Below are 22,803 nucleotides of genomic sequence, written 5' to 3'. Positions count from 1 at the left end.
GTTAAAAATTATAATATGCAATTGGTAAAAGCAGGGCTTTGTGCCTTTGGAATGAGTGGAAAAATTTTCCATGCACCCTTTTTGAAGGAGCATCCGGGATTTTTTATTGCTGCTGTGGTTGAAAGAAGTAAAGAAGAGTCTAAGGATCAATATCCGGAAGCAACCATTTACCGTTCTGTGGAAGAAATGCTTCAGCATGCAGATGTAGAGCTGGTCATTATCAATACACCTGTTCAGACACATTATGAATATGCCAAAAAAGCATTGGAAGCGGGTAAGAACATTATTGTGGAAAAACCTTTTACCGTAAATGTTTCTGAAGCGGAAGAACTGGTACAACTGGCTGAGGAAAAAGGACTGTTTCTTAGTGTATATCAAAACCGAAGATTCGACCGGGATTTTTTACAGGTTCAAAAAATTCTGGATGAAGGAAAATTAGGAAACATTAAAGAGGTTGAGATTCGTTTTGACCGGTTCCGCACTACACCCAGCGGAAAACAACATAAAGAAAGTCCCGATCAATTGGGAGCCGGGTCACTTCATGATTTAGGAGCTCATTTGGTAGATCAGGCTGTACAATATTTTGGATATCCTGAAAAACTTTTTGCAGATGTATTTTCTATGAAAGGAGCGACGTTTGCCAACGATTATTTTGAGATTCTGTTATTTTATAAAGACGCTTTGAGAGTAAGGCTTAAATCTTCTGTTTTCAGTAAAGAAGGCCATTATGCCTATACCATTCATGGAGACCGGGGAACTTTCCTGCAGGAGAGAACCGATAATCAGGAAAATGAATTGGTAGCAGGCGCTACCCCCACATACGGAAAAGACTGGACACAGCCTTTGAAAGAAGCGGATGGAATTTTAAACTTTTTGAATGATCGTTCAGAAACAGAAAGAGTGCTTACCTCAAGTGAAGCTGGAGATTATATGAATTACTATCAGCAGATTTACGAACATATCGTGTTTGGATATGCATTGCCATCTCCTGGAAAAGAAGTCATTCAGAATATGAAAATCATTGATGCTTCTTTAGAAAGTGCAAAAGAAGAAAAAGTAATTAAACTATAAAGATCAATTGTGAATGAGTTCAGAGTTTATGGTTGATATTCTTTAACACTAAAATTATCCTACTCTCTAACTCTTTGAACTCATTCATAACTCATCGTTTTTATTTTAAAGGAGCTCCTGAAGTTCCAGCCATCTCATTTCATGGTTTTCCAGTTTTTCTGAAACCGTTTCCAACTCTGAAGAAAGTTTAGCTATTTTCTCATAATCTACTTCATTGTTAAGTTTGTCCAGAATTTTGGAGCGCTGTTCTTCAAGTTCAGGCATTTCTTTTTCAATCGTGTCAAGTTCCCTCTGCTCTTTGAAACTTAATTTTCGTTTCGTACTGGAAGGTGGTGTATTTTCCACTACAGGAACAGTTTCCTTAACCGGCTCAGTCTTTACAGCTGTATTTTTTTCTAATGCTTCCTCGCGACTTCTGGCTTCTCTGTATTCTGAGAAGGTCCCTACAAAATCTCTGATTTTTCCATTGCCTTCAAAAGCCAAAACATGATCTACAATTCTGTCCATGAAATATCTGTCGTGGGAAACTATAATCAAAGATCCCTGGAACTGTTGAAGGAAGTTTTCAAGGACTGTTAATGTTGGAAGATCAAGATCATTCGTAGGCTCATCAAAAATCAAAAAATTAGGATTCTGATACAGGATATACATCAGGTGCAATCTTCTTTTTTCCCCACCGGATAATTTTGAAATAGGAGAATATTGCGTTTGATCATCAAATAAAAACAACCTTAAAAACTGGGATGCCGAAAGACTTTTTCCGTTGGCTAAAGGATAGAACTCGGCAATTTCTTTAATAAAGTCAATGACTCTCTCATCTTCTTTGTAAGTGAGCCCTTTTTGAGAAAAATAACCAAAAGAAATGGTTTCCCCTGTTTCTATTTCTCCTTTATCTGCTTTTTCAAGCCCCTGGATAATATTTAAAAGAGTAGATTTTCCCGCTCCGTTTTTACCTACGATTCCAACTTTCTCCCCACGTTGGAAAGAATAACTAAAATCTTTTAGTAAAACCTTCTCACCAAAACTTTTATCTATATTCTTTAATTCTAGAATTTTATTCCCAAGGCGTTTCATTTCAAAATCCAATTCCAGACCTTGTTTTGAAGTGTCTGTTTTTGCTACTTTTTCAGTTTCGTAAAAGGCATCAATTCTGCTTTTAGATTTCGTGGTTCTTGCTTTAGGCTGTCTTCGCATCCACTCCAGCTCTTTTCTGTAAAGATTATTAGCCTTGTCAATGGTAGCATTAAGATTATCCTCTCTGATCATCTTATTTTCCAGATAGGTAGCATAAGAACCATTATGGAAATAAAGGTTTCCGTCTTCCATCTCCCAGATAATACCGCAGACACTATCAAGGAAATAACGGTCGTGGGTTACGAGCAGTAAAGTAATCTTGGCTTTATTAAGATAGTTTTCAAGCCACTCTACCATTTCCACATCCAAATGGTTGGTTGGCTCGTCCATTATCAGTAATGTATGACGATGTTCTGCCCTGGTTTCCGTTAAAAGCTTGGCAAGTGCAACGCGCTTGATCTGTCCTCCGGAAAGTGTTCCCATCCTGGCTTCGAGATTTGTGATCTTAAGTTGGGAAAGGATTTGTTTCATCTCATTTTCCAGATCCCAGGCTTTATGGGCCTCCATATCCGCAAGAGCCTTTTCGATAAAATCAAGGTCCGTTGAGTGGAGTGACTGATGATAATTTTTAAGCGCTGTGATAGGAGCTGAATCAAGGGTCATCATGAATTCCTCAATGGTAAGTTTCGGATCATAATCAATTTCCTGGTCAAATAAAACAACCTGTATATCTTTATTGATAATTACATTTCCACTATCTGCAATTTCTTTTCCCATAAGGATCTTGAGCAGGGTAGATTTTCCACTTCCGTTTTTAGCAACAATGGCTATTTTGTCTCCTTCATTAATATTGAAAGAAATATTTTTGAATAAAACTTTTAGTCCGTAAGATTTGGTAAGGTTTTCAGCAGCAACGTAATTCATTTCTATAAAGATTTCGTAGCGCGAAAATACGAAATATTGAAGGTTTTACCGGATAAAATATTTTCTTTGGTTTTTTGAATGAGGTAAAGGGCTGACAGATTTTGTTTGCTAATTTATAATCCTTTTTTACCTTCGATCCAATAAGCCTGTGATCTTACATTGGTGGAATGAACACCTTTTTCTTTCAGATATCTGCGTAAAAAAGACATCGTTTTTCCGTTTCCTGTCAAATAAAACGTGACTTCTTGGTTTTCAATGGCTTTTCGCTCTTCGTGGAGAAATTCATTGATTTGATTTAATATTGCCATCCAGTTGTTTTTAGAAGTATAGTAGCCGTATAAATCAAGTTTTTCGAGGCTTAAAGGATCTTCAAGCTCATGCAGGCAAACAAAGGATTTAGAAGTTTTTTCTGCGGCCTCCCGGATGGCAATTGAACTTCCCAGGGAAGTCTCATCTCCGATTGAAAAATGAATTTTAGCCTCATGATCAAAGAATCTTTTTCCACGCGGTATAATCATTTTAATAGAATCCCCGGCTGTCAGTTGGTTGATGAAGTGACATCCTGCAGCTTGGGTGTCATGTACATGGAAAAGGATATCAAAATTTCCTTTTTCTTTATCAAAATGAAAAGGGGAATAGTTTCTGAAATCCCGGTCATTGATACGGAAGCCTACCGCATATGCAGGCTCAAAGTAAACATCTGAAAGGTCGGTTTCAAAAGTTATCTGTTTAAGATCATCTGAAATATAGGTAGCTTTTGTAACGGTACAGTCTTTAAATTTTGATGGTAATAGATTTTCAACAGCGTCGTTGATCCATTTTGGTAAACTAGACATAATGATATTTTATTGCAAAGGAAGCTGCAAATGACAAAAATATCAATGGCCATTTTATGGAATTGGTTGGACTATTCGTGGTTTACGAATTACTTTTTGCTTTTATTACGGAAAGATAATGGAGAGACTCCTTCCGATCTGGAAAAGAGACGTGAAAAGTAAGTATGATCATTATATCCCAGCTGATAGGCTATTTCTTTAACCGTGCAATTGGTGAAAAACAATAATCTTTTAGCTTCTATCAAAACTTCCTGTTGAATCCAGTATGATGGAGATTTTCCTGTTGCCTTGCTGATTACCTCAGTTAAATATCCTGGTGAAATGTTCATGATTTCTGCATACCCAGATGCGCTTTTCTGTGTAATAAAATTTTTTCTTACCAGGATCCTGAATTGTCTGGCCAACTCTAATGTTCTGTTTTCTTTTTGTTTTTTATGAGAGCTTTCATTCAGAAAGTGAGAAGCAAACATTCCGGTATAAGCATTAAGCAAAGATTTTATGATAAAGAAATTTTCTTTTGTGGCCATCATCTCTTCTGTGCATGATTCAAAAAGAACCTGAGCCAATTTGTTGAATTTTTCAGACTCGGAATTGCTTACAGGTAAAGGCATAATATCCACGAGATATTCTTCAAAAGCTGAGCGGACAAAGTCAGGAACCAGGTCAACGTTTAAAGCAATGAACCATCCACAAGCATTATTCATAAGAAGGCCCTGATGGACCTGACCAGGTAAAACACAGTAAATATGTCCGTTTTTAGCCTCAATGATTTTAAAATCCACCATCATTTTTACATGTCCGGTTTGGAGAAATGTAAAGATATAATGACTATCCCTGTGGATTCCTTTATCTAAAAGATTATCCTCCGAACTGTTGATTCGGTCCGTGATTCTTTCCACAATAAAACCATGATCGGAGATCGTACTGAGATCGTAGGTGGGAATTGTCTGTCTCATGTTGAATTATAAAATCAAAGCTAATAAGGTCTTACTGCGATAGCTTATCGTATTGCTTTTGAAAAATTTAACTAAACAAAGATAAAATTTAATAATATGTTATGAGCTTTTAATCCTGTAAATAAAGATTTTTGTGTCAAACCTTTACCATGAAAAAACTTAATTCCTTATTGTTCCTATTCTGTGTGGTGTTTGCTAATGCCCAGATAATTTCAGGAACTGTCCTTTCGAGAGACGAAAACCAGCCTATTCCATATGTTAAAATAGGAGTTGAAAAAGAAAATATAGGTGTGATTTCCGATGAGAAAGGTAATTTTTCTATTGACCTTTCCAAGGCGAATACTTCAGGAAAGATAAGGATAGAAGTTCCGGGACATGATACTTATACAGTAGGTTTTCAGGATTTTATAAAAAACAGTACACAAAAGATTTTTTTAAAGGAAAAAGTACAGCATATCCGGGAAGTGAAATTGTCCCCTAAAAAGTTAGTAGATAAAAACTGGGGTGTCAATACAAAGACGAAAAGTGTCATGTACTCTGTAAATCCACAATTTAAAAAGGAAGACTTTTTGGGTGAAACAGCATTGGAATTTAATGCAAACAAAAGATCAAAAATAAAGAATATCAACCTGAATATTGCAAGCTATGTTTCCGACAGGCCTGTGTTAATGCGTTATAGTATTTATAGTGAAAAGAATGGTTTTCCGGACAAGAACATCCTCAATGAAGAGATTACAGTAAAGCTTACAGAAGATATGATACAATCCGGAACATATACATTGAGTGTTGATGATCGTAATATTTGGGTACAGGGTAAATTTTTTATAGGAATTCAGTTTTTACAGGAGTTTAACGGTAAAGTGAATATCAGTGCAGCTCTCTTCAGAACAGGCTTCCTGAGGAAGTTTTACGGGGAATGGCAAAAAGTAACCTTAGCTGCTCCTGCGATAAATATCGATGTAAAAGTAGATAAAACAGGAAAAAACATGGAAGAACAATTGGAGGATGAGAGTCTTGCTGATCTGATTCCCGACCTTAGCAAATATTTTGGTGAGGCAGATCAATCAGGTTATGGTAAAAATCAGGACATAGGTAAAATAGTTAAAGTGAAAAATGCAGATTTATACTATGAGGTATATGGTGAAGGAGAACCACTGGTACTGCTGCATGGAAATTCAGGAAGTATTAAAGATTTTTATCAGCAGATTCCTGTTCTTTCCAAACATTACAAGGTTATTGCTTTAGATACAAGAGGTCAGGGAAAAAGTACAGATTCATCGAAAAAAGATTTGACTTATTCGGGATTTGCCGATGACCTTAAAGCGGTGATTGATTATTTAGGACTTGAAAAGATACATATAGCAGGCTGGAGTGATGGCGGGAATACAGCCCTGGAGTTTGTTCTGAAATACCCTGAACGGGTGAACAAATTAGTGATTATCGGAGCTAACATTCAGCCTGACGGTGTAGATAAGCGTCTTGTAGACCATATGAAAACAGAACTTCAGGTTTTAGAAATTGAAAATAACCCTCAAAAGTTTAATCAGACCAGGATTTTAAAGATTATGCTCAAGGAACCTAACATCAGTACAGGATCTTTACATAAAATTCATAATCCCGTGTTGGTTATAGCGGGTGAAAATGATGTGATAAAAAAAGACCATACCGAATTGATCGCCAGAGAAATTCCGAATGCAAAACTGAGGATGTACAAAAATGCAACCCATTTTGTGCCGTTTGAAGAAGCTCAACAGCTGAATGAAGATATGATGAAGTTTCTGGGAAAATAATTAATCCAATGTCATTCTTTTCAAAGACCAGGAACTACCATTGTACATATCCAGGTCAACTTTAGTATTGATTCCGTGGACGATTCCGTTTTCAGTAAATTGCCAGAAATCCCATGCGTCATCAGGAGACGGAGTGGGTACATCATTATAATTTGCCAGCCACAGAGGATATCCGTCGAATTCACCTTTCAGAAAATCTTTATAATAATGGTAGTAAGTATAGATAATGGGTTTTGTACCATATGTCTCTTCTATGATTTTGCACCATACCTTAAGGTCTTCAACCAGTTTTTTATTGGTTTTTCGTTTTGGAATTTTTTCAATGTCCAGAATAGGAGGGAGGTCTCCGGTTTCCAGCTTTACATTGGCAAGAAAGTTATTAGCCTGAATAATAGGGTCTTCATCTGCTCTGTAAAAGTGATATGCGCCTCTTATAAGCTCATGCTTTTTGGCCTGGGACCAGAATTCATCAAAATGTTTATCAGCATTTTTATTTCCCATGGTAGCCCTCATAACCACAAATTCCAACGGAATGGTTTTGTTTCCAATGCTTAAACTATCCCATTTGATATCTTCTTTATTTTGATAATGGGAAATATCGAATCCGTATGTTTTATCGAGATTATCAGTGAGGATTTTTTGAATTCTCAGAGTTTCCTTTTCATTATTATGAAGCTTTTTATGGGTAAACTTATTAAAGTACAAAGCATAATAGTAACTGATGGATTGTTTAAGGTAAAAACCTGTGCCAATAAGTGCTACGATAAGAATAGCCAATAAAATCTTTCGACGAAATAAATAGTTTTTCCGTCTTTTATTATGAATGTTTTTGGCCGCTTTTTTGGTGTACTTTTTTTTCGTCATAAAGTTTTGCAAAACTAACTTTTTAACAAGTAAAATGCTAAATAAAATCTGTAAATTTGTATACTATGGAAACACGCGAAAAGATCATCATCATCGGAGGAGGTTTTGCGGGGCTACAACTTGCGAAAACACTGAACAATAAAAATAAAAAAGTAATTGTTCTCGACAGGGTAAACCATCATATGTTTCAGCCGCTTTTTTATCAGGTAGCGTGTGGAAGGATTGAACCTTCCAATATTTCCTTTCCGTTCAGGAAAATTTTCCAGAGATCCAGAAATATTCAGTTTCGTTTGACTGATGTTAAAGAGATTGATCCTTCTCAGAATAAAGTGATTACCGATGAAGCAGAGTTTCGTTATGATAAATTAATTATCGCAACAGGCTGTAAGACTAATTTCTTTGGGAATAAAGATCTGGAGGGTAAAGCTTTTGGAATGAAAAATACTCAGGAAGCGATTAGTATTAGAAATCATGTCTTAATGACTTTTGAGAAACTAATTCTTGAGAAAAGCAGAAGTGACGATGGAAACTGGAACATCGTTATTGTAGGTAGTGGTCCCACTGGTGTAGAACTGGCTGGAGCCTTTGCCGAAATGAAAAAAGAAATCCTGCCGAGGGATTATCCTTACATGAATTTTGACCAGCTTAAAATTATTCTGGTCAGTTCGACGGAAAAACCACTTGCCGTAATGAGTGACGAAGCTCAGAATAAATCTGAAAAATACCTTAAGGACCTGGGGGTAACTTTTCTAAGTGGAGAAGTTGTTACCGAATATAACGGAGATAAGGTAATGATGAAAAGTGGAAAAGAAATCCCTTCGAACAATGTGATCTGGGCTGCAGGTGTTACAGGAAATGTAGTAGAAGGATTTCCTGAAGAAAAATTAATCAGAAACAGATATATAGTAGATCGATATAACAGAGTTAAAGGATACGATAACATTTTTGCGATCGGAGATATTGCTTATATGGAAACGCCTAAATATCCGCATGGTCACCCTCAGGTTGCGAATGTAGCGATAAATCAGGCAAAAAATCTGGGCAGGAATCTTTTGAAAAGCAATGAAAGTGAGTGGAAAGAATACGAGTATAAAGATAAGGGTTCTTTGGCAACCATTGGAAAACATCGGGCAGTAGTAGATTTGCCATTTATTAAATTTCAGGGGTTCCTGGCATGGTATTTCTGGATGTTTTTACACTTAATGCTTATTTTAAGTGTAAGAAATAAGCTGGCGGTATTTTTCAATTGGATGTGGAGCTATTTTAATAAAGATTCGTCCCTGAGGCTCATTATCTCACCTACTAAGAAAAATGGAACATTACAATGAGAATTGATATTATAAGCGTACTTCCTGAGTTGATGGAAAGTCCATTTCAGACTTCTATTTTGAGAAGAGCAATGGAAAAAGGGTTAGTAGAAGTACATTTTCACCATCTGAGAGAATGGGCAATAAACAAACACAGGCAAATCGATGATGAGCCTTATGGAGGAGGAGCCGGTATGGTAATGATGGTTGAGCCATTGGATAAATGTATCTCCCAACTTAAGTCAGAGAGAAGTTATGATGAGGTGATCTATCTTACCCCTGATGGGGTTACCCTTAATCAGAAAATTGCAAACTCCCTTTCTATAAAAAATAACCTGATTTTTATTTGCGGACATTATAAAGGAATCGATCAAAGGGTAAGAGATCTGCATGTTACCAAAGAGATTTCAATCGGAGATTATGTTCTAACCGGCGGAGAACTTGCAGCGTGTGTCTTGGCAGACTCTATCATCAGGCTGATTCCGGGAGTGCTTAACGATGAGCAGAGTGCTTTAACGGATAGCTTTCAGGATGATCTTCTTTCACCTCCGATTTATACAAGACCGGAAAATTATAAAGGATTGGAGGTTCCCAAGGTTTTGTTAAGCGGGAATTTTAAGCAAATAGAAGAATGGAGACATGAAGAGGCCGTTAGAATAACAAAACAGAAACGTCCTGACTTGCTATAATTTATTGATCATATTTTTAAATTTCGTCCTGTTTTTTTTCTTTTTTTGCAATTTCATATAAAAATGGAATAATAATTGCTATAGAAAGCAGAATAATAAAATAACAACTATTATGTTTTTTATAGTTGTTTTTAATTAATATTAAGTATTATTTGCTGTTTTGATTTTGTTTTGTGCGATTTTAAAACGAATTTGTTAAAAGTTTTAATATATTATATTGATTTGATTAAACTGTTTGAAAAAAATTTCTTTTTAAGACAAAATCAAAACGAATATTTCGTAATTTAACCCGGGATAAATTCGTAATTTCAAAATTAAAACTATTGATTGAATAGAAATATGTGTTGATGGAGCTTTTTACTTTTTATAATGTAGAAAATTTATTTTTACCGGACATAAAACCAATTCATAAATTAGATCCGACGAAATCGGGTTTGAGGAATTGGGATGAACGGAAATATAATAATAAGCTTTTCAAGATTGCGAATGTATTTCAATTGATCAAAGAAGAAAATGGAGTCTTACCATTCATTATCGGTCTGTCCGAGGTTTCCGGAAGGAAAGTATTGGAAGATCTTGTAAAGATGGATCCTTTTCATTCAGAATTTGGAATTGTGCATTATAACTCCATGGATGAAAGGAAGGTAGATGTAGCCATGCTATATGATAAAAGCAAAATAGAAGTGATAGACTCGGAGGCTATTACATTCTTTTTTGAAATTAAAAATAAAAACACAGAATATTACGATACAACTAGAGATGTACTCTATTCAAAATTGAAATATAAAGGAGAGATTATTAATGTCTTTATTGCTCACCTTCCCTCAAAGAGAGAAAAAGATGTTAATAAGCCTAAGAGAGACTTTATATTGGAAGAAATTCGTAACAGAATTTTAAATATTGTGAATAGCAGCAATGAGCATGTTGTTTTGTGCGGCGATTTTAATGAAAATCCGGATGATGAAAATTTAACTAATATCCTTTATGATGATAATCATAATAAAATATTAGAAAATCCGTTTAATGAATTGTTTTCTACAGGAAATTTTTCTACTTTTCATTATAAATCTGGCTTATTGTTTGATCAGATTATATTGTCGAAGTCATTTTTTTATGATCAGGACAATATAGGATTATCATTTCAAGGTGCCCAAATATTTAAATCTGAAAAGATAAGCAGCCGGAATAAACAGTTTTCCGGACGACCTTTCAGAACATATGCAGGTACGCGATATTTAGGTGGATATAGTGATCATTTTCCGGTTTTTGTAAAATTTAAAGAATAAAAAAAACATAAATAAAAAAAAATTACAAGATGAAAAATTCAACAAATGCTAGCTATCATTTAGACTCAATCGACAAAGAAATTATCTACATGCTGATGGATAATGCTAAAACTTCTTTAGCTCATATCTCAAAACATGTAGGGATTTCGACAACTGCAGTGCATCAAAGAATCAAAAAGCTTGAGCACGCGGGGGTTATTGAGAATTCTATTTCATTTTTAAATCCTAAAAAAATAGGATATAAAGTTATTTCTTATATCGGAATCTTTTTGGATCAGCCGAGCCATTATCCGGATGTAGTAAAGTCTTTAAAAGAAGTTAATGAAGTAGTAGAGGCTCACTACACTACAGGAAATTATACCATTTTCCTTAAAGTTCTTTGTAAAGACAACGACCACTTGATGCAGATCCTTAGTAAACTTCAAAAGTTAAAAGGTGTAACAAGAACCGAAACATTTATATCTCTGGAACAGGGAATAAGCAGACAACTGAAAGTATAATAAGTTATGAATATTGCCCAATATTTGGATTCAACATACCTGAAAACTCCTGCACAGTCGGGGATATCAGAAAATGAAACTTTACAGAAAGATATAGATCTTACGCAGGAAGCTATTGATAATGGTATTTTTGCAGTGATGATCCGTCCGGATTATGTATCCGCGATCAAAAAATATATTCTGGAAAAGAATTCAAATGTTGTTGTAGGTACTGTGATTGGTTTCCACGAAGGAACGTATTCTGTGGAAGAAAAGATGGCAGAAGCAACAAAGGCAATTAATGACGGAGCGGACGAACTGGATTTTGTGATTAATTATAATGCTTATCTCAATGGAGATGTAGATTTAGTAAAAAAAGAATTTATACAATGTACTGCATTGTGTGTACAACATCATAAAGTAGCCAAATGGATTATTGAAATTGCCGCTTTAACCAATGAACAAATTGCAGACCTTACTAAACATATCTCAGAATGGGCAGCAGAAAACTTTTCTGAACAGGATTTATCTTCCATTTTTGTAAAGTCTTCTACAGGTTTTTATGAAACTACAGATGGAAAGCCAAATGGCGCAACCTTCGAAGGTATCAGAATAATGCTTGATAATGCCGGCAGACTTCCGGTAAAAGCAGCTGGTGGAGTAAGAACTCCTGAAGATGCGGAGAAAATGATCGGGATGGGAGTAAAGAGAATAGGAACTTCTTCAGCTTTATCTTTAATCAAAAATCAATCAGCGTCTGAAGCTTACTAAAAATAATTCAATTGTAACAATAAAAAAACCATCAGCATCTGATGGTTTTTTATTTTATACTTTTTCCTGATATTCTTCGTAAAAATGTTGGGTTTCTTTGATCAGAGAATCCATCTCAGCAAGAGTGAATACTTCAAGGAATTTTTTTCTGAATTCTTTGAAATGAGGAACACCACGGAAATAGTTGCTGTAATGCTGTCTCATTTCTATCAGGCCTAATCTTTCACCTTTCCATTCCGCACTCCATTCCGCATGCTGACGAACCGCCAGTAGCCTATCTGAAATAGTGGGTTCAGGAAGATGTTCTCCGGTTTTAAAGAAATGTTTGATTTCATTAAAAATCCATGGATATCCTATAGCGGCACGGCCAATCATTACACCGTCACAAGCGTATTTTTGTTTGTATTCCAATGCTTTTTCCGGAGAGTCAATATCACCGTTTCCGAAAATAGGAATTTCAATATTAGGATTTTGTTTTATTCTTGAAATATGTTCCCAATCAGCTTCCCCTTTATACATCTGAGCTCTGGTTCTTGCGTGTATAGTTAAAGCTTTAATACCTGTTTCCTGTAAACGTTCTGCTACTTCATCAATATTAATAGAAGTACTGTCCCATCCTAAACGGGTCTTTACAGTTACAGGCAGGTGCGTAGAGCTTACAACAGCTTTTGTAAGACGAACCATCAGGTCTATATCTTTTAGTACTCCAGCTCCTGCTCCTTTGCAAACTACTTTTTTAACAGGGCATCCGAAATTGATATCTACCAAATCAGGATTTACTGTTTCCACAATTCTTGCTGACATGGCCATAGCCTCCTCATCTCCTCCAAAAATCTGTATTCCGACTGGTCTCTCATAATCGAAAATATCCAGTTTTTTACGGCTCTTTATTGCATCACGAATTAAGCCCTCGGAAGAAATAAATTCCGAGTACATCATATCAGCTCCATGCATTTTGCACAAACGTCTGAATGGTGGATCACTCACGTCCTCCATAGGAGCCAGTAAAAGCGGAAATTCCGGCAGTTCTATGTTGCCTATTTTTATCATGGTGCAAATTTACGAAATTCTAAACTTTCATAAAGACTGATATTATCTATTGGTGTGAATGATGAGTTTGAGAACCCCAATTGGATACAATAAGCGTCTTAAGATAGGAACAAAAAGAATTAAGCCTGAGACTTAAATTTTTAAAAGCTTGCTTTTACCTGCATGCTACCAATATGTATGGTACGGTCTCCGGAATTACGTCCTTCATAATTCAGGTTCAGCTGTAAGAATGAGTTGATTGCCTGCTGAATAAAGACACTCCAAACCTGATTTTTTCCAGGCTTAAGGCCGTCCAGCATCTGATTTCCTACAATACTGAAGTTGTTTCCGGTAAAGTTGTTGTTGATGAATGAGAAATTTCCTCTGATAGAGGTTTTTTTTCGCTCCCATTGTATGGTTCCTGTAACGTCAAAAGCTTTTAGTAACTCCTCTCCGTCTATTCTCTGTTTCTGGCGGAAGGCGGAGGAAAGCTCTGCCTGTATGGCATCTGTAAATTTATAGGTAGCTTTTGGCTTGGTTTCAAAGTTATTCAGTCTGTAATCCCTGGTCGCAAATAATTGTGAAGAATTTTTAATATCATGAACGGAATTTTCCCAATCGACCCTGAATTCTTTATTGAACCAATATCCTAAATTCAGGAAGTGGGAGGTCTGCTCCCGTTCTTCATTACTGAAATTGGCATTGATGAGATTATCATTCGAGATGAACCGGTAATTTCCATTCCAACCCGATTTTTCCGTAGGGTTAAACTGTACGGAAGCCAGGATATTTTGATTTTTTAGAATCTGGTCGCTATTTTTCTCGAACGGGTTGATGACCAGGACCTTATCTTTTTTATAAAAAGAGTTTTGAGAATTCAAGGAAATATTAAAATTCCACCGTTTTAAAAATGCATTTTCAGAATTAAGGACAATGGCCGGGTTAACAAACAACGCCAGCTGTAATTTATTCTTGTTGGATGGGATATACCGGACAGAATTGGTGTATACCCGGATGTACTTGGCTAGATCGGAATATTCGGCAATCTCAAATTCATCGAGCTGCTGGATGCCATCCCCATTGTAATCCGTCCATTTGTAAACTCCTTGTCCATCGGTTACTTTGATATATTGGAACTCTCTTTGTGCTTCCTGTCCGTTTCCGAGTTCATAGAATGCCTGTAAACGCATACCATTTCTGAAAAGCTGCTGATTATAAAGAATGTTCCCAACAACAAAATCATTGTTTCGACTTGTTTGCATATCCTGAATCTGATAGAAAAACTTCCTGTAATGTACTAGCACATTCAAGGTTGTTTTTTCATTTTTGATCAGTTGACTTTCCGCCATGATTCCCAGGATATTATTCATATTCTGCAGCCTGTTGTCACGAACTGAATCATTATCCCTCATATATACTTTCGCAAGCAATTTTGTTCTTGTACTGTCACCAATCTTCTTTTGAAGAAAAAGCTCTTTCCAGCTGAAACTGGTGACATCCATCAGCTGAGAATCATTGTATTTTTTTTCGTTATGTTCCATACTTCCACCAAAGGCCCAGCTTCCTTTTTTTCCGGTATATTCTGTAGAAGCTCCCCCTCGTATGAACTTCGTGTCCTGGAGAATAGCATTGGTACTTAAGTAAGACAGATTTCCCTTTGTGAAAAACTTTCCTTTAATCCAGCCAAAATCAAGATCATTTTTAAAACCTTTGTATGAGTTTTGTTCATCCAGATAGTTAAGGCGATAATTTAAAGTTGATTTGTTATTCCACTTGTTAAGGAAGCTGAATATGAATCGGTTCTGCGTTTTCTGGCTGAATTCCTGAGCTAAGTTGAAATCTCTGGAGAATTCTACATCATTAATTCTATCAAGAATGTGAAATTGCTTATCTATATATTGATACTCAAAACTTGGTGTTCCTTTCCAGTTATTTTTAGTGAAAGTTTTATTCCCGTAAATCCGGCCTGCATAGCCTATATTCTGATCTGAATCCTTCGAAGAAAATAAATTGACATCGTAGTTGCTCAAAGATATATCAGCGCCAATTTTACCCTCTTTAAGTAAAAACTCTGAATTAACAGAAAACACCTGTGATTTCTGGGGTGAAGGAAGTTTTCTTACTGCTCTGTAATCTCCTGAATTTGGTCCTGTATATTCAAAAACACGACCGTTATTTGTGGTCTGGGATAATTTATAATCTCCCAGATTAGGGCCAAAATAAGTAAATGATACCTGGTAAAGTGTTTCGGCAGAATTAGTGGAAAATTCATAATGGCTGACTCCTGAATTCTGAACCAATCGATACAGGATCTTATTAACATCATATTCTGTAATGACTCCTGACGGGGCATACATCAGATTAGGATCATTTCCGGCATTGGCCAGAATTTGCTCATCCTCTTTAGATAAATTCAGCGCAAGCGGTGCATTTTTATTATCGTTTTCCATGAACCAGCTTAAGCCTACCTTCATTTTCTCTCTACGGTGTTCCACTTTTCCTGTGAAAAGATATCTGGAATAGTTTCTGTTGGTGTAATTGTAAGAAATAGTAATAAAGTTCTGTTGGAAAATTGGTCGGAAACTGGTGAAAGTAACTTCACCGGTGTTGTAATTTATGATGTAGTCCTGGTTTTCACCACGCTTCATTAATATTCCGTCAATAAATACCTGTTCAGATCCTGAAATCAGAGTAATGAACTGCTCTCCATTTTTTCCCGTTAAACGATAAGGGCCCTGGTTACCTTCAACCCCTTGAAAACGTACCCTGTGAAACTCACTTCGGGCCACACCCATTGAAACATCTACAAATGTTTTGTTTTCATTCCCAAATTCCGTCTGGAACTCAAGTCCCATGCTACGTCGCTGGTATTTTGCAAAATAATTCTTAGCTTCCACCAAATCCAGATGTCCCGCTCTAAGGATGGACTTATCCTTAATGTTCAGCTGCATGTAAATTTTATCGAACTCTTCGAGTGTTTGAGTATAGCCATCGGCCTGGATGGGAAGGTTGTGATCAGAAATACTCGCAAGGATGGTAACGTCTTTAGAAAGTCTTCCCGATATCTGAAGGTCCATTGAACTTTGTACAGATTGTCCCTGATTGTTTCCGAAGGTAATTCCCCGGATGATGGAACCTTTTGAGTTGAGCTCGCCTAAGAACCTTTTTTTGTCATTTTTGGCAAGTACGGCCTCATCTACAATTATTCTGTTTCTTGTCCTTACGAAATCCAGTGTGTCCTTTGAAAAAATATCCTGTTCAAGCCTTGCTGCTAAAATACTATCCTTTTTTATGGTGTCTTCGGGAATATTGGGGTTCTTCCATGAGAAAATCTGAGCATTTGTTACCAATGTGCCCATGAAAAGAAACAAGAATACAAGAATAAAATTCCGCAAATTTTCCAAAATAATTGGTAAAAATACTTAAAAAATGTTAAAGGTAGCCAGTTTAGCTTTATTAACAAAAAATCGCCATATTTATTGTTTTTCGTCAGAGAATACTCTTATTTTTAAAATAGAAAATTATAAAAAATACAAAGATGAAAAAGATTTATTCTCTATTTGTTGCTTTGGCAACCACAACAGTTATGTCCGCACAATCTGTTATTACTCAATGGAATTTTGATGGAAATACAAATGCTGCCACCACAGGTTCGGGAACAGCAAGTGTTTTCGGAGTAAGTAATAATCCAACATTTGCCTCAGGGTCTCCGGGCAGAGCATGGAGTGTGAATGGGTTTCCTGGACAAGGGTCTGCATCGGGTACCGCGGGTTTTAAATTTGAAGTAGATACTTCAGGATATTCGGCAATCTCCGTATCTCTTAATATTGCGGGCTCCAATACGAGCTCAAAATATTTTCAAATGCAATACACAACCAATGGTACAGAATGGTTTGATGTAGGGAATGTAATTGAAATCGGACCTACATCATCCTCTAATTGGGTCAGCATGAATAATTCTATTCCGGCTGGAGCTAATAATAAAACACAATTTGCGGTAAGGATTGTATCCGTGTTTGATCCTGCGAACAGCAGTACTTATACTGCGGTGGGTGCCTCATCAAATTATAGTACAAGTGGAGCCGCCAGGGTGGATAATGTAACCATATCCGGAACAGCATCCACTACTTTATCTGTTCTTGATGCCGGTAGTGAGAAATTTAGTTTTATAAAAAATACATTCATCAAAAATGAAGGTATTGTTTTCGGAACAAAAGTGAAGGATATCAAGATATTTAATATGTATGGACAGGTTATAAAAACAGCTAAGGTCAGTAAAAATCAGACTTTGGATATTTCTGAGCTACAAAAAGGAAATTATATTGTTACAGGTATCGTCAATAATCAACCGGTATCACAGAAAATTCTGAAAGATTAATTTTGATTTTTGAATGGAAAAACCACCGCTTAAAAAGCGGTGGTTTTTTTATAATAATAGCATATTGATTTAATATTCTTAATAGAAACTTAATCCATCCTTAATTTAGTCGCTTTAATTTAGGTGTAATTTTGTTGTAGAGATTAAAAAAAACAAACATAAAAAAGAAAAATTATGAGAAAAATCTTTACAATTTTAAGCATTGCTACATCATTGATTTTTGCGAATGCGCAAAATCTCGTACAAAATCCTGGTTTTGAAACAGGAACTTTAGCACCTTGGGCTGCTGGCTGGAATACGGCATATACAGCACCTAATATTACAGCAGATGCACACACCGGCTCTTTTGGAGCTAATTATGTACCAACAGCTACGACTGGTTTTTTTCAAAATGTTAATATTACAGCCGGAACGCAATATACACTTAGCTTTTGGTATAAAATAAGCGGCTCAGGTAATGGAGGAAGAATCTGGAGTAATTTTTTAGATGCTGGTGATAATCCGGTTAATCTCGTAACGGACGCTGCTAATGATCCATTGAGAAATAACAATCAATATTTACCTAAAAGTACAGCCTGGCAACAAAAAGTAATCACATTTACGGCACCGGCCAATGTTAATAGATTACAGCTACATCTTCGTGCATACAGCAATTCAACCGTTAGCTTTGATGACTTTTCATTGACAACCGGAACATTGGCAACCGGCGAGGTTTCTGTATCTAAACACAGGCTTGTTAAAAATACTTTCATTCAGAATGATGGTATAACGTTTGGAGCTCAGTCTCGTGATGTGAAAATTTATAATATGTACGGACAGGTTGTAAAAACAGCTTCTGTAAAAGAAAATGAGGTTTTACATGTTTCAGAATTACAAAAAGGAAATTATATCGTAACGGGAATTGTGAACAATGAGCCTGTTTCTCAGAAAATTTTAAAAGATTAATTCTACTTTTCAGATATAAACACGGCCGCTTTTAAAGCGGCCGTGTTGTTTTTATAAAATTTTAGATTTTTTTTAATACCATCCTCTTCTTGCGGCATTGATAATGGATCCGAGATTGAGAACTAAAGTATATCTGATTCGCCTTCCGTAATCTTTAAATGCGGGTTCAAATCCCAGAGAGGATTGGATTGGGAAATAAATTTCTAGAAAATCAGGAACTATTTTTAATTTAATTCCGCTATCCCAGATAAATTGGGTAGGGTTGTACCTGTTCTTATAAATTCCTGCATCAGCATACAAATGGAATATCTTCCATACGCTGGTATCAACATTTAAAGAAGTAATCCATTGATTTACACTTCCGGGAATAAAAGATTTAAATCCTCCATCAGCAAGAATAAACTGCTGTGAAAGAAAACCACTGTTGGCACTTTCCCCTAAAAGATTATATGAAAAAGAGTAATTGGAAACCCTGGAAATCCCATAATTAAAAGTATTATTTCTCGTATCATTTCTTACGAAATATCCTGCAAATAATCTTAGGCTGAGCTTTTGTTTAGGTGCAAATTCCCATCTGTAAAAGCCTTCGGCAGTTATTTTATTAAAGTCTTCCATTCCCTGGGTGCTGATGCTCAGACTTTTTTCATGGATCATCTGGTTATCCGTATATCCATATCCGATACTCCACAGATTATACTTGTCATAGTCATTATTAGCTATCATAAGAGGGCTCAGGTCTCTCTCGAAATAATTATATGACATGCTTATTCCTCTGCTTACCGTACTTCTCGGATTCTTTCTAAAACTGATATTGGAAAAAACAGAGCCTTTCCTGTAAGCAAGATTATAATCATAATGGTAATATGCCCCGGATACTCCGAAGGTTAAACTGCGGATAATACTTTCTGCAGGAAGAAAAGAATATGAAACGGCACCTGAACCCGTTAATTTTCCGGTTCCTGTACTGTACGTAGGCGTAATAGAATAAAGGAATTTCTGATCAAAAAAAGATTGGTTTTTGAAATTAAATCCTAAAAGAAATTTATCATAAGTATTATTGAAACGGATTCTTGGACTGATGTAGATTTCATTAAACTCAGGATTGGGAATATCCTTTATAAGTTTAAGTTTTATTTTTTTTGCATTTGAGAATAAGCCTTTGGAGTAAAGGAAGTTGTCTCTGTAATTCGACTCCGGAAAGATATAATCATTATTTAAAGTGATCTTGTATATATCTAATGCGGGAATGGAAACCGTTTTTGTCATTTCCTCACCGTCGGTCTCTACCCAGTATTCTTTTTTTTCATTCTCTCTCGTTTTTGTTTCTAATTTAACAGGAATAGGAGCAGAGGTATTTTTATTGATTTTAATATGCAGTGAATCGTCTTGTTTCTTCAATTTCTGAAGCTTAAAGTTAACCCTGTTTTTTTGTTTTAAAAAATCGGTTAAATAAGCGGTCCTGTTATCTTTTTCTGCAAGTTCTCTGAGGAAATCTTTAGGATCAATTTGCTTGTCTGTATTTTTAGCTATGTAGTTCTGCAACAGGGTATTAAAGTTTTCATATCCCATTTTATCAGCAGAATAGTTGAATAAGCTTCCTGTTTCAAAGCTACTTATAGCCATTACATTGAAATTGCTCAGTACAGTAAACTTTTCTCCAATTTTCTGATCCAGATTCTGAGACATAATATATTGGTAGGTAAGACCGTAGCGATCAATTAATTTCAAATTAGAAGCATGAAATAATTTTAATGGTCTGATTCCAAATATTTTCGATTCAGGTAGTTTTCCCAGCAGCTTTGTTTCGCCATAGAATTTTTTGATGTATTGAATTTCTATATAGGATTTCAATCCATTCTTAAACCAGTGATTATCCTGTTTATCTGTAATAATACTTTCGTCAAGGACTTTTTTGGCGATAATTCCCAGATAATCGAGATCTGCCTTTTCTGCATCTGTAAATAATTGAAACCGGAATTTCCAGAAACTAATATCATTATTACCAAAAAAATCTTCATTCGCTCTGAACTTTTCAGAAATAAAAAGTCTTGATGGAAGATAACCGATCTTTTCCTTTATAAATTTTAAATGCAGCGGAAGATAGAATTCTAAATTTTCCTTTTCCTGGGGTGTTAGAGGATATCCAAACCGTACTTCTGTGCTTATATCTCCTGTATTTACATTAATGAAAGGGTATTCGTCCTGGGAAATGATAAACTCGGGATCTGAATCCAGATAACCTTTGAATAAATTGGATTGATCCTGGTGAAGATTACTTTCAATAAAAGATTGGGCAGGAAGGTCAAATTGGACGGTCCAGTAGGTATTGAAACTTACGGACTCTTCGATATCATGGTAATATCTTCCTAAAATATTGTCCGGATCAAAATGATCCGGAACAATAAAGAAATATTTTAAAGCTATATTTCGATCAGCTGTACCGTATCCAGTAAATTTTTTATCCGGAAGCTGTATCTGATACTGCAGTTTTAATCTTATGCTTTTTCCCGGTTGAAGAGGTGCATTCAAAGGAATAAAAAGATTTTCCGCACTTAAATTATTTACAGGAATAGCCTCATCATCGGGTCCTTTTATGTTAAATTGTAAAAGTTTCCCCAGTTGTTCAGGCTTTGCGAAATGAAGATCAGTATTACGATCTTCCAGTTTTCTGTAAACAAGTGAAGTTCCTCTTTTTTGATAAGCAGAAACCCAGTTTAAAAGTTTAACGGTACTTAAATCTTTTTCAGAATTATTGTAATAAACAATTTCCTGATTTATATCCAGCGTTTTTTTATCTGAAGATAATTTCGCTTCAATAGAAATGCTGTCTTTTTGCGCAGAAACCTGCACAATTCCCAAAAACAAAATAAGACAAATACTGATCTTTCTCAATGTGGTGATAAAGCATCAAATATAACTCATTTTGTATAGACTTATAAATTTTTATTCTCGAATTAACCTTTTTTTAAAGAACTTATATAAGCTTTCCAGCCTTCGTTTTTATAAGTTAATGCGGCAGCTTCAGGATTTTCAGATTTATAAATTCCTCTTCCTACGATTATAAAATCAGTATTCAGGCTTTTAAAAACATGTTCAGGAGTATTGTACTGTTGTCCTTTTCCATCTCCCGAATCTGAAAGATTTACTCCTGGAGTGAATAACAATAATTCTTCAGGAATTGGGTTTTGAGAAACTCCTCCGATTACATTAGGATGGGATAGAGATACTTTAAGAGCTTCTTCACGGTAGCTATTCGTTGTTAACGTTCCTTTTGAAGACATTCCTATAATTGCAACAACACCTACATTCTTAAAGCAGTCAAGAGATTCAAAACCACCGATAACCTGTGACGTTACAAAATCTGCCCAGTCGGTAATTTTAAAAACTCCACTCGTGAATTGTAATTCCTGTGTGTTTCCAATATCGGCAAATTTTCTATCTTCCATGAGTAAGAATTTATGCTTTTCGGCTAATTCTTTTAACGGAGTAATTGTTTTTTCAAATTCGAAATCTGAGATGATGTCGATATGTGTTTTGAGAGCAATAATATGAGGTCCTACTTTTTCAGCAAATTCCAGTAACTCTCTGGTTGTGGTAACATCTGCTGAAGCGATAAGGTTCGATTCTTTACTGATGGCTAGTTCTAATAATTTTTTAGAAACAGAATGTTGAGCGGATTTTAATTTCTGCTCATAAGAAGCTCTGATTTTTTCTTCAAATTGGATGTGGTTTCCTAAAAGGAAATCCTGGATCCTTTTTACTTCTTCATCTGATAATTCTCCTGTTTCCTGAAGAATAGTACATACTTCTGAAATATTAAATAGGGTATGAACTCTGAATCCTTTACTTTCCAAAAGCTGCTTTCCTCCCTGTTCCCTGTCAAGAACTACAACGATATCTGCTACTTTTAGATCTTCCTGTTCTACTTCAGCAATGGTTTCTAATAAAGATTTTCCGGAAGTGATCACATCTTCTACCAATAAACAGTTTTGTCCTTTCTGATAAATTCCTTCGATCATTTTCTTGGTTCCGTAATCTTTAGCCTCCTTTCTTTTAATGATAAGTGGAATATAACTTTCCAGAGACATGGCTGTAGCCATAGGAAGAGCGGCATAAGGAACTCCACAAATAAGGTCAAAATTATCCAGAGGAAGCATTTCCAATAAATAATTTGCAAGATTTTTCAAAATTTTAGGATCAGAAGCCAAAGGTCTCAGATCTACGTAGAACGGACTTTCAATACCGCTTTTTAAAGTGAACCTCCCAAATTTAATGATACCTAGCTTGTAGCACTCTAAAAAGAACTCTTTTTTACTTTCCATTATTTTTTATTAGATGTTGCAAATTTAAGGATTTGTAATAAGGCTCAAAAATTTATCCCTAAATTATAAATAAAAAGCCATC

The 22,803-nt window shown here is 35.6% G+C and carries 17 protein-coding genes; 9 read left to right on the top strand and 8 right to left on the bottom strand.

All coding sequences use genetic code 11. From position 1 onward, the window contains the following. Positions 1–15: 15 nt before the first annotated feature. Positions 16–1,071, top strand: coding sequence for a Gfo/Idh/MocA family oxidoreductase (locus tag G9C87_RS09420; RefSeq protein ID WP_172280417.1), 1,056 nt, complete (start codon positions 16–18; stop codon positions 1,069–1,071). A gap of 105 nt (positions 1,072–1,176) precedes the next feature. On the opposite strand, the gene G9C87_RS09415 is transcribed toward G9C87_RS09420, so the two are convergent. The 3 genes from G9C87_RS09415 to G9C87_RS09405 all read right to left on the bottom strand — a co-directional run bounded on the left by G9C87_RS09415 (position 1,177) and on the right by G9C87_RS09405 (position 4,861). Next, positions 1,177–3,069 (bottom strand): ABC-F family ATP-binding cassette domain-containing protein, encoded by a 1,893-nt coding sequence (locus tag G9C87_RS09415; protein ID WP_172280415.1) that lies wholly within the window; start codon positions 3,067–3,069, stop codon positions 1,177–1,179. Positions 3,070–3,182: 113 nt separating this feature from the next. Beyond that, the gene (locus G9C87_RS09410; RefSeq protein WP_172280413.1) at positions 3,183–3,905 is read right to left on the bottom strand and encodes an SIP domain-containing protein; all 723 of its coding nucleotides are present in this window, start codon (positions 3,903–3,905) and stop codon (positions 3,183–3,185) included. An 89-nt stretch (positions 3,906–3,994) separates the two neighbouring features. Then, a complete protein-coding gene (locus tag G9C87_RS09405; protein WP_172280411.1) occupies positions 3,995–4,861 on the bottom strand; it encodes a helix-turn-helix domain-containing protein in 867 nt (288 codons plus the stop codon). A gap of 149 nt (positions 4,862–5,010) precedes the next feature. On the opposite strand from G9C87_RS09405, the gene G9C87_RS09400 reads away from it, so the two are divergent. Further along, positions 5,011–6,651, top strand: a complete 1,641-nt coding sequence (locus G9C87_RS09400) for an alpha/beta fold hydrolase (protein ID WP_172280410.1) — start codon at positions 5,011–5,013, stop codon at positions 6,649–6,651. Here G9C87_RS09400 and G9C87_RS09395 read toward each other — a convergent pair whose 3' ends face one another. Next, entirely contained in the window at positions 6,652–7,515 is an 864-nt protein-coding gene (locus G9C87_RS09395) for a glycoside hydrolase family 25 protein (protein ID WP_172280408.1), read from the bottom strand. It lies immediately after the preceding gene. Positions 7,516–7,580: 65 nt separating this feature from the next. On the opposite strand from G9C87_RS09395, the gene G9C87_RS09390 reads away from it, so the two are divergent. The 5 genes from G9C87_RS09390 to deoC all read left to right on the top strand — a co-directional run bounded on the left by G9C87_RS09390 (position 7,581) and on the right by deoC (position 12,047). After that, on the top strand, positions 7,581–8,843 hold the full coding sequence (locus G9C87_RS09390; RefSeq protein WP_172280406.1) for an NAD(P)/FAD-dependent oxidoreductase: 1,263 nt from the start codon (positions 7,581–7,583) through the stop codon (positions 8,841–8,843). After that, complete coding sequence (trmD, locus tag G9C87_RS09385) at positions 8,840–9,511, top strand: tRNA (guanosine(37)-N1)-methyltransferase TrmD (protein WP_172280404.1); 672 nt, start codon at positions 8,840–8,842, stop codon at positions 9,509–9,511. The genes G9C87_RS09390 and trmD overlap by 4 nt, the downstream gene beginning before the upstream one ends. Positions 9,512–9,858: 347 nt before the next feature. Then, positions 9,859–10,797, top strand: a complete 939-nt coding sequence (locus G9C87_RS09380; protein ID WP_172280403.1) for an endonuclease/exonuclease/phosphatase family protein — start codon at positions 9,859–9,861, stop codon at positions 10,795–10,797. Positions 10,798–10,826: 29 nt separating this feature from the next. Next, positions 10,827–11,297 (top strand): Lrp/AsnC ligand binding domain-containing protein, encoded by a 471-nt coding sequence (locus G9C87_RS09375; RefSeq protein WP_172280401.1) that lies wholly within the window; start codon positions 10,827–10,829, stop codon positions 11,295–11,297. Positions 11,298–11,303: 6 nt separating this feature from the next. Continuing rightward, a complete protein-coding gene (deoC, locus tag G9C87_RS09370) occupies positions 11,304–12,047 on the top strand; it encodes a deoxyribose-phosphate aldolase (protein ID WP_172280399.1) in 744 nt (247 codons plus the stop codon). Positions 12,048–12,101: 54 nt separating this feature from the next. Here deoC and dusB read toward each other — a convergent pair whose 3' ends face one another. Together dusB and G9C87_RS09360 are read right to left on the bottom strand one after the other, a co-directional pair. Further along, positions 12,102–13,097: a tRNA dihydrouridine synthase DusB gene (dusB, locus tag G9C87_RS09365; RefSeq protein WP_172280397.1), complete on the bottom strand. Its 996-nt coding sequence runs from the start codon at positions 13,095–13,097 to the stop codon at positions 12,102–12,104. A 140-nt stretch (positions 13,098–13,237) separates the two neighbouring features. Further along, positions 13,238–16,435: a hypothetical protein gene (locus G9C87_RS09360; protein ID WP_172280395.1), complete on the bottom strand. Its 3,198-nt coding sequence runs from the start codon at positions 16,433–16,435 to the stop codon at positions 13,238–13,240. A gap of 179 nt (positions 16,436–16,614) precedes the next feature. Between G9C87_RS09360 and G9C87_RS09355 the strand changes: the two genes are divergently transcribed. Together G9C87_RS09355 and G9C87_RS09350 are read left to right on the top strand one after the other, a co-directional pair. Then, on the top strand, positions 16,615–17,454 hold the full coding sequence (locus tag G9C87_RS09355; RefSeq protein ID WP_172280393.1) for a T9SS type A sorting domain-containing protein: 840 nt from the start codon (positions 16,615–16,617) through the stop codon (positions 17,452–17,454). A gap of 174 nt (positions 17,455–17,628) precedes the next feature. After that, positions 17,629–18,399, top strand: coding sequence for a carbohydrate binding domain-containing protein (locus G9C87_RS09350; protein ID WP_172280392.1), 771 nt, complete (start codon positions 17,629–17,631; stop codon positions 18,397–18,399). A gap of 72 nt (positions 18,400–18,471) precedes the next feature. Here G9C87_RS09350 and G9C87_RS09345 read toward each other — a convergent pair whose 3' ends face one another. Together G9C87_RS09345 and pyrF are read right to left on the bottom strand one after the other, a co-directional pair. Then, positions 18,472–21,291 carry an aminopeptidase gene (locus tag G9C87_RS09345; protein WP_228456992.1) on the bottom strand — a complete coding sequence of 940 codons (2,820 nt, stop codon included), beginning with the start codon at positions 21,289–21,291 and terminating at the stop codon, positions 18,472–18,474. 62 nt (positions 21,292–21,353) lie between these two features. Then, positions 21,354–22,721, bottom strand: a complete 1,368-nt coding sequence (gene pyrF / locus G9C87_RS09340; protein ID WP_172280390.1) for an orotidine-5'-phosphate decarboxylase — start codon at positions 22,719–22,721, stop codon at positions 21,354–21,356. Between the last annotated feature and the right edge of the window lie 82 nt (positions 22,722–22,803).

The sequence above is a fragment of the Chryseobacterium sp. LAM-KRS1 genome, assembly GCF_013184525.1.
In the GTDB taxonomy this organism is placed as follows: Bacteria; Bacteroidota; Bacteroidia; order Flavobacteriales; family Weeksellaceae; genus Chryseobacterium; species Chryseobacterium proteolyticum.
This window is presented reverse-complemented; position numbering and strand designations above follow the sequence as displayed.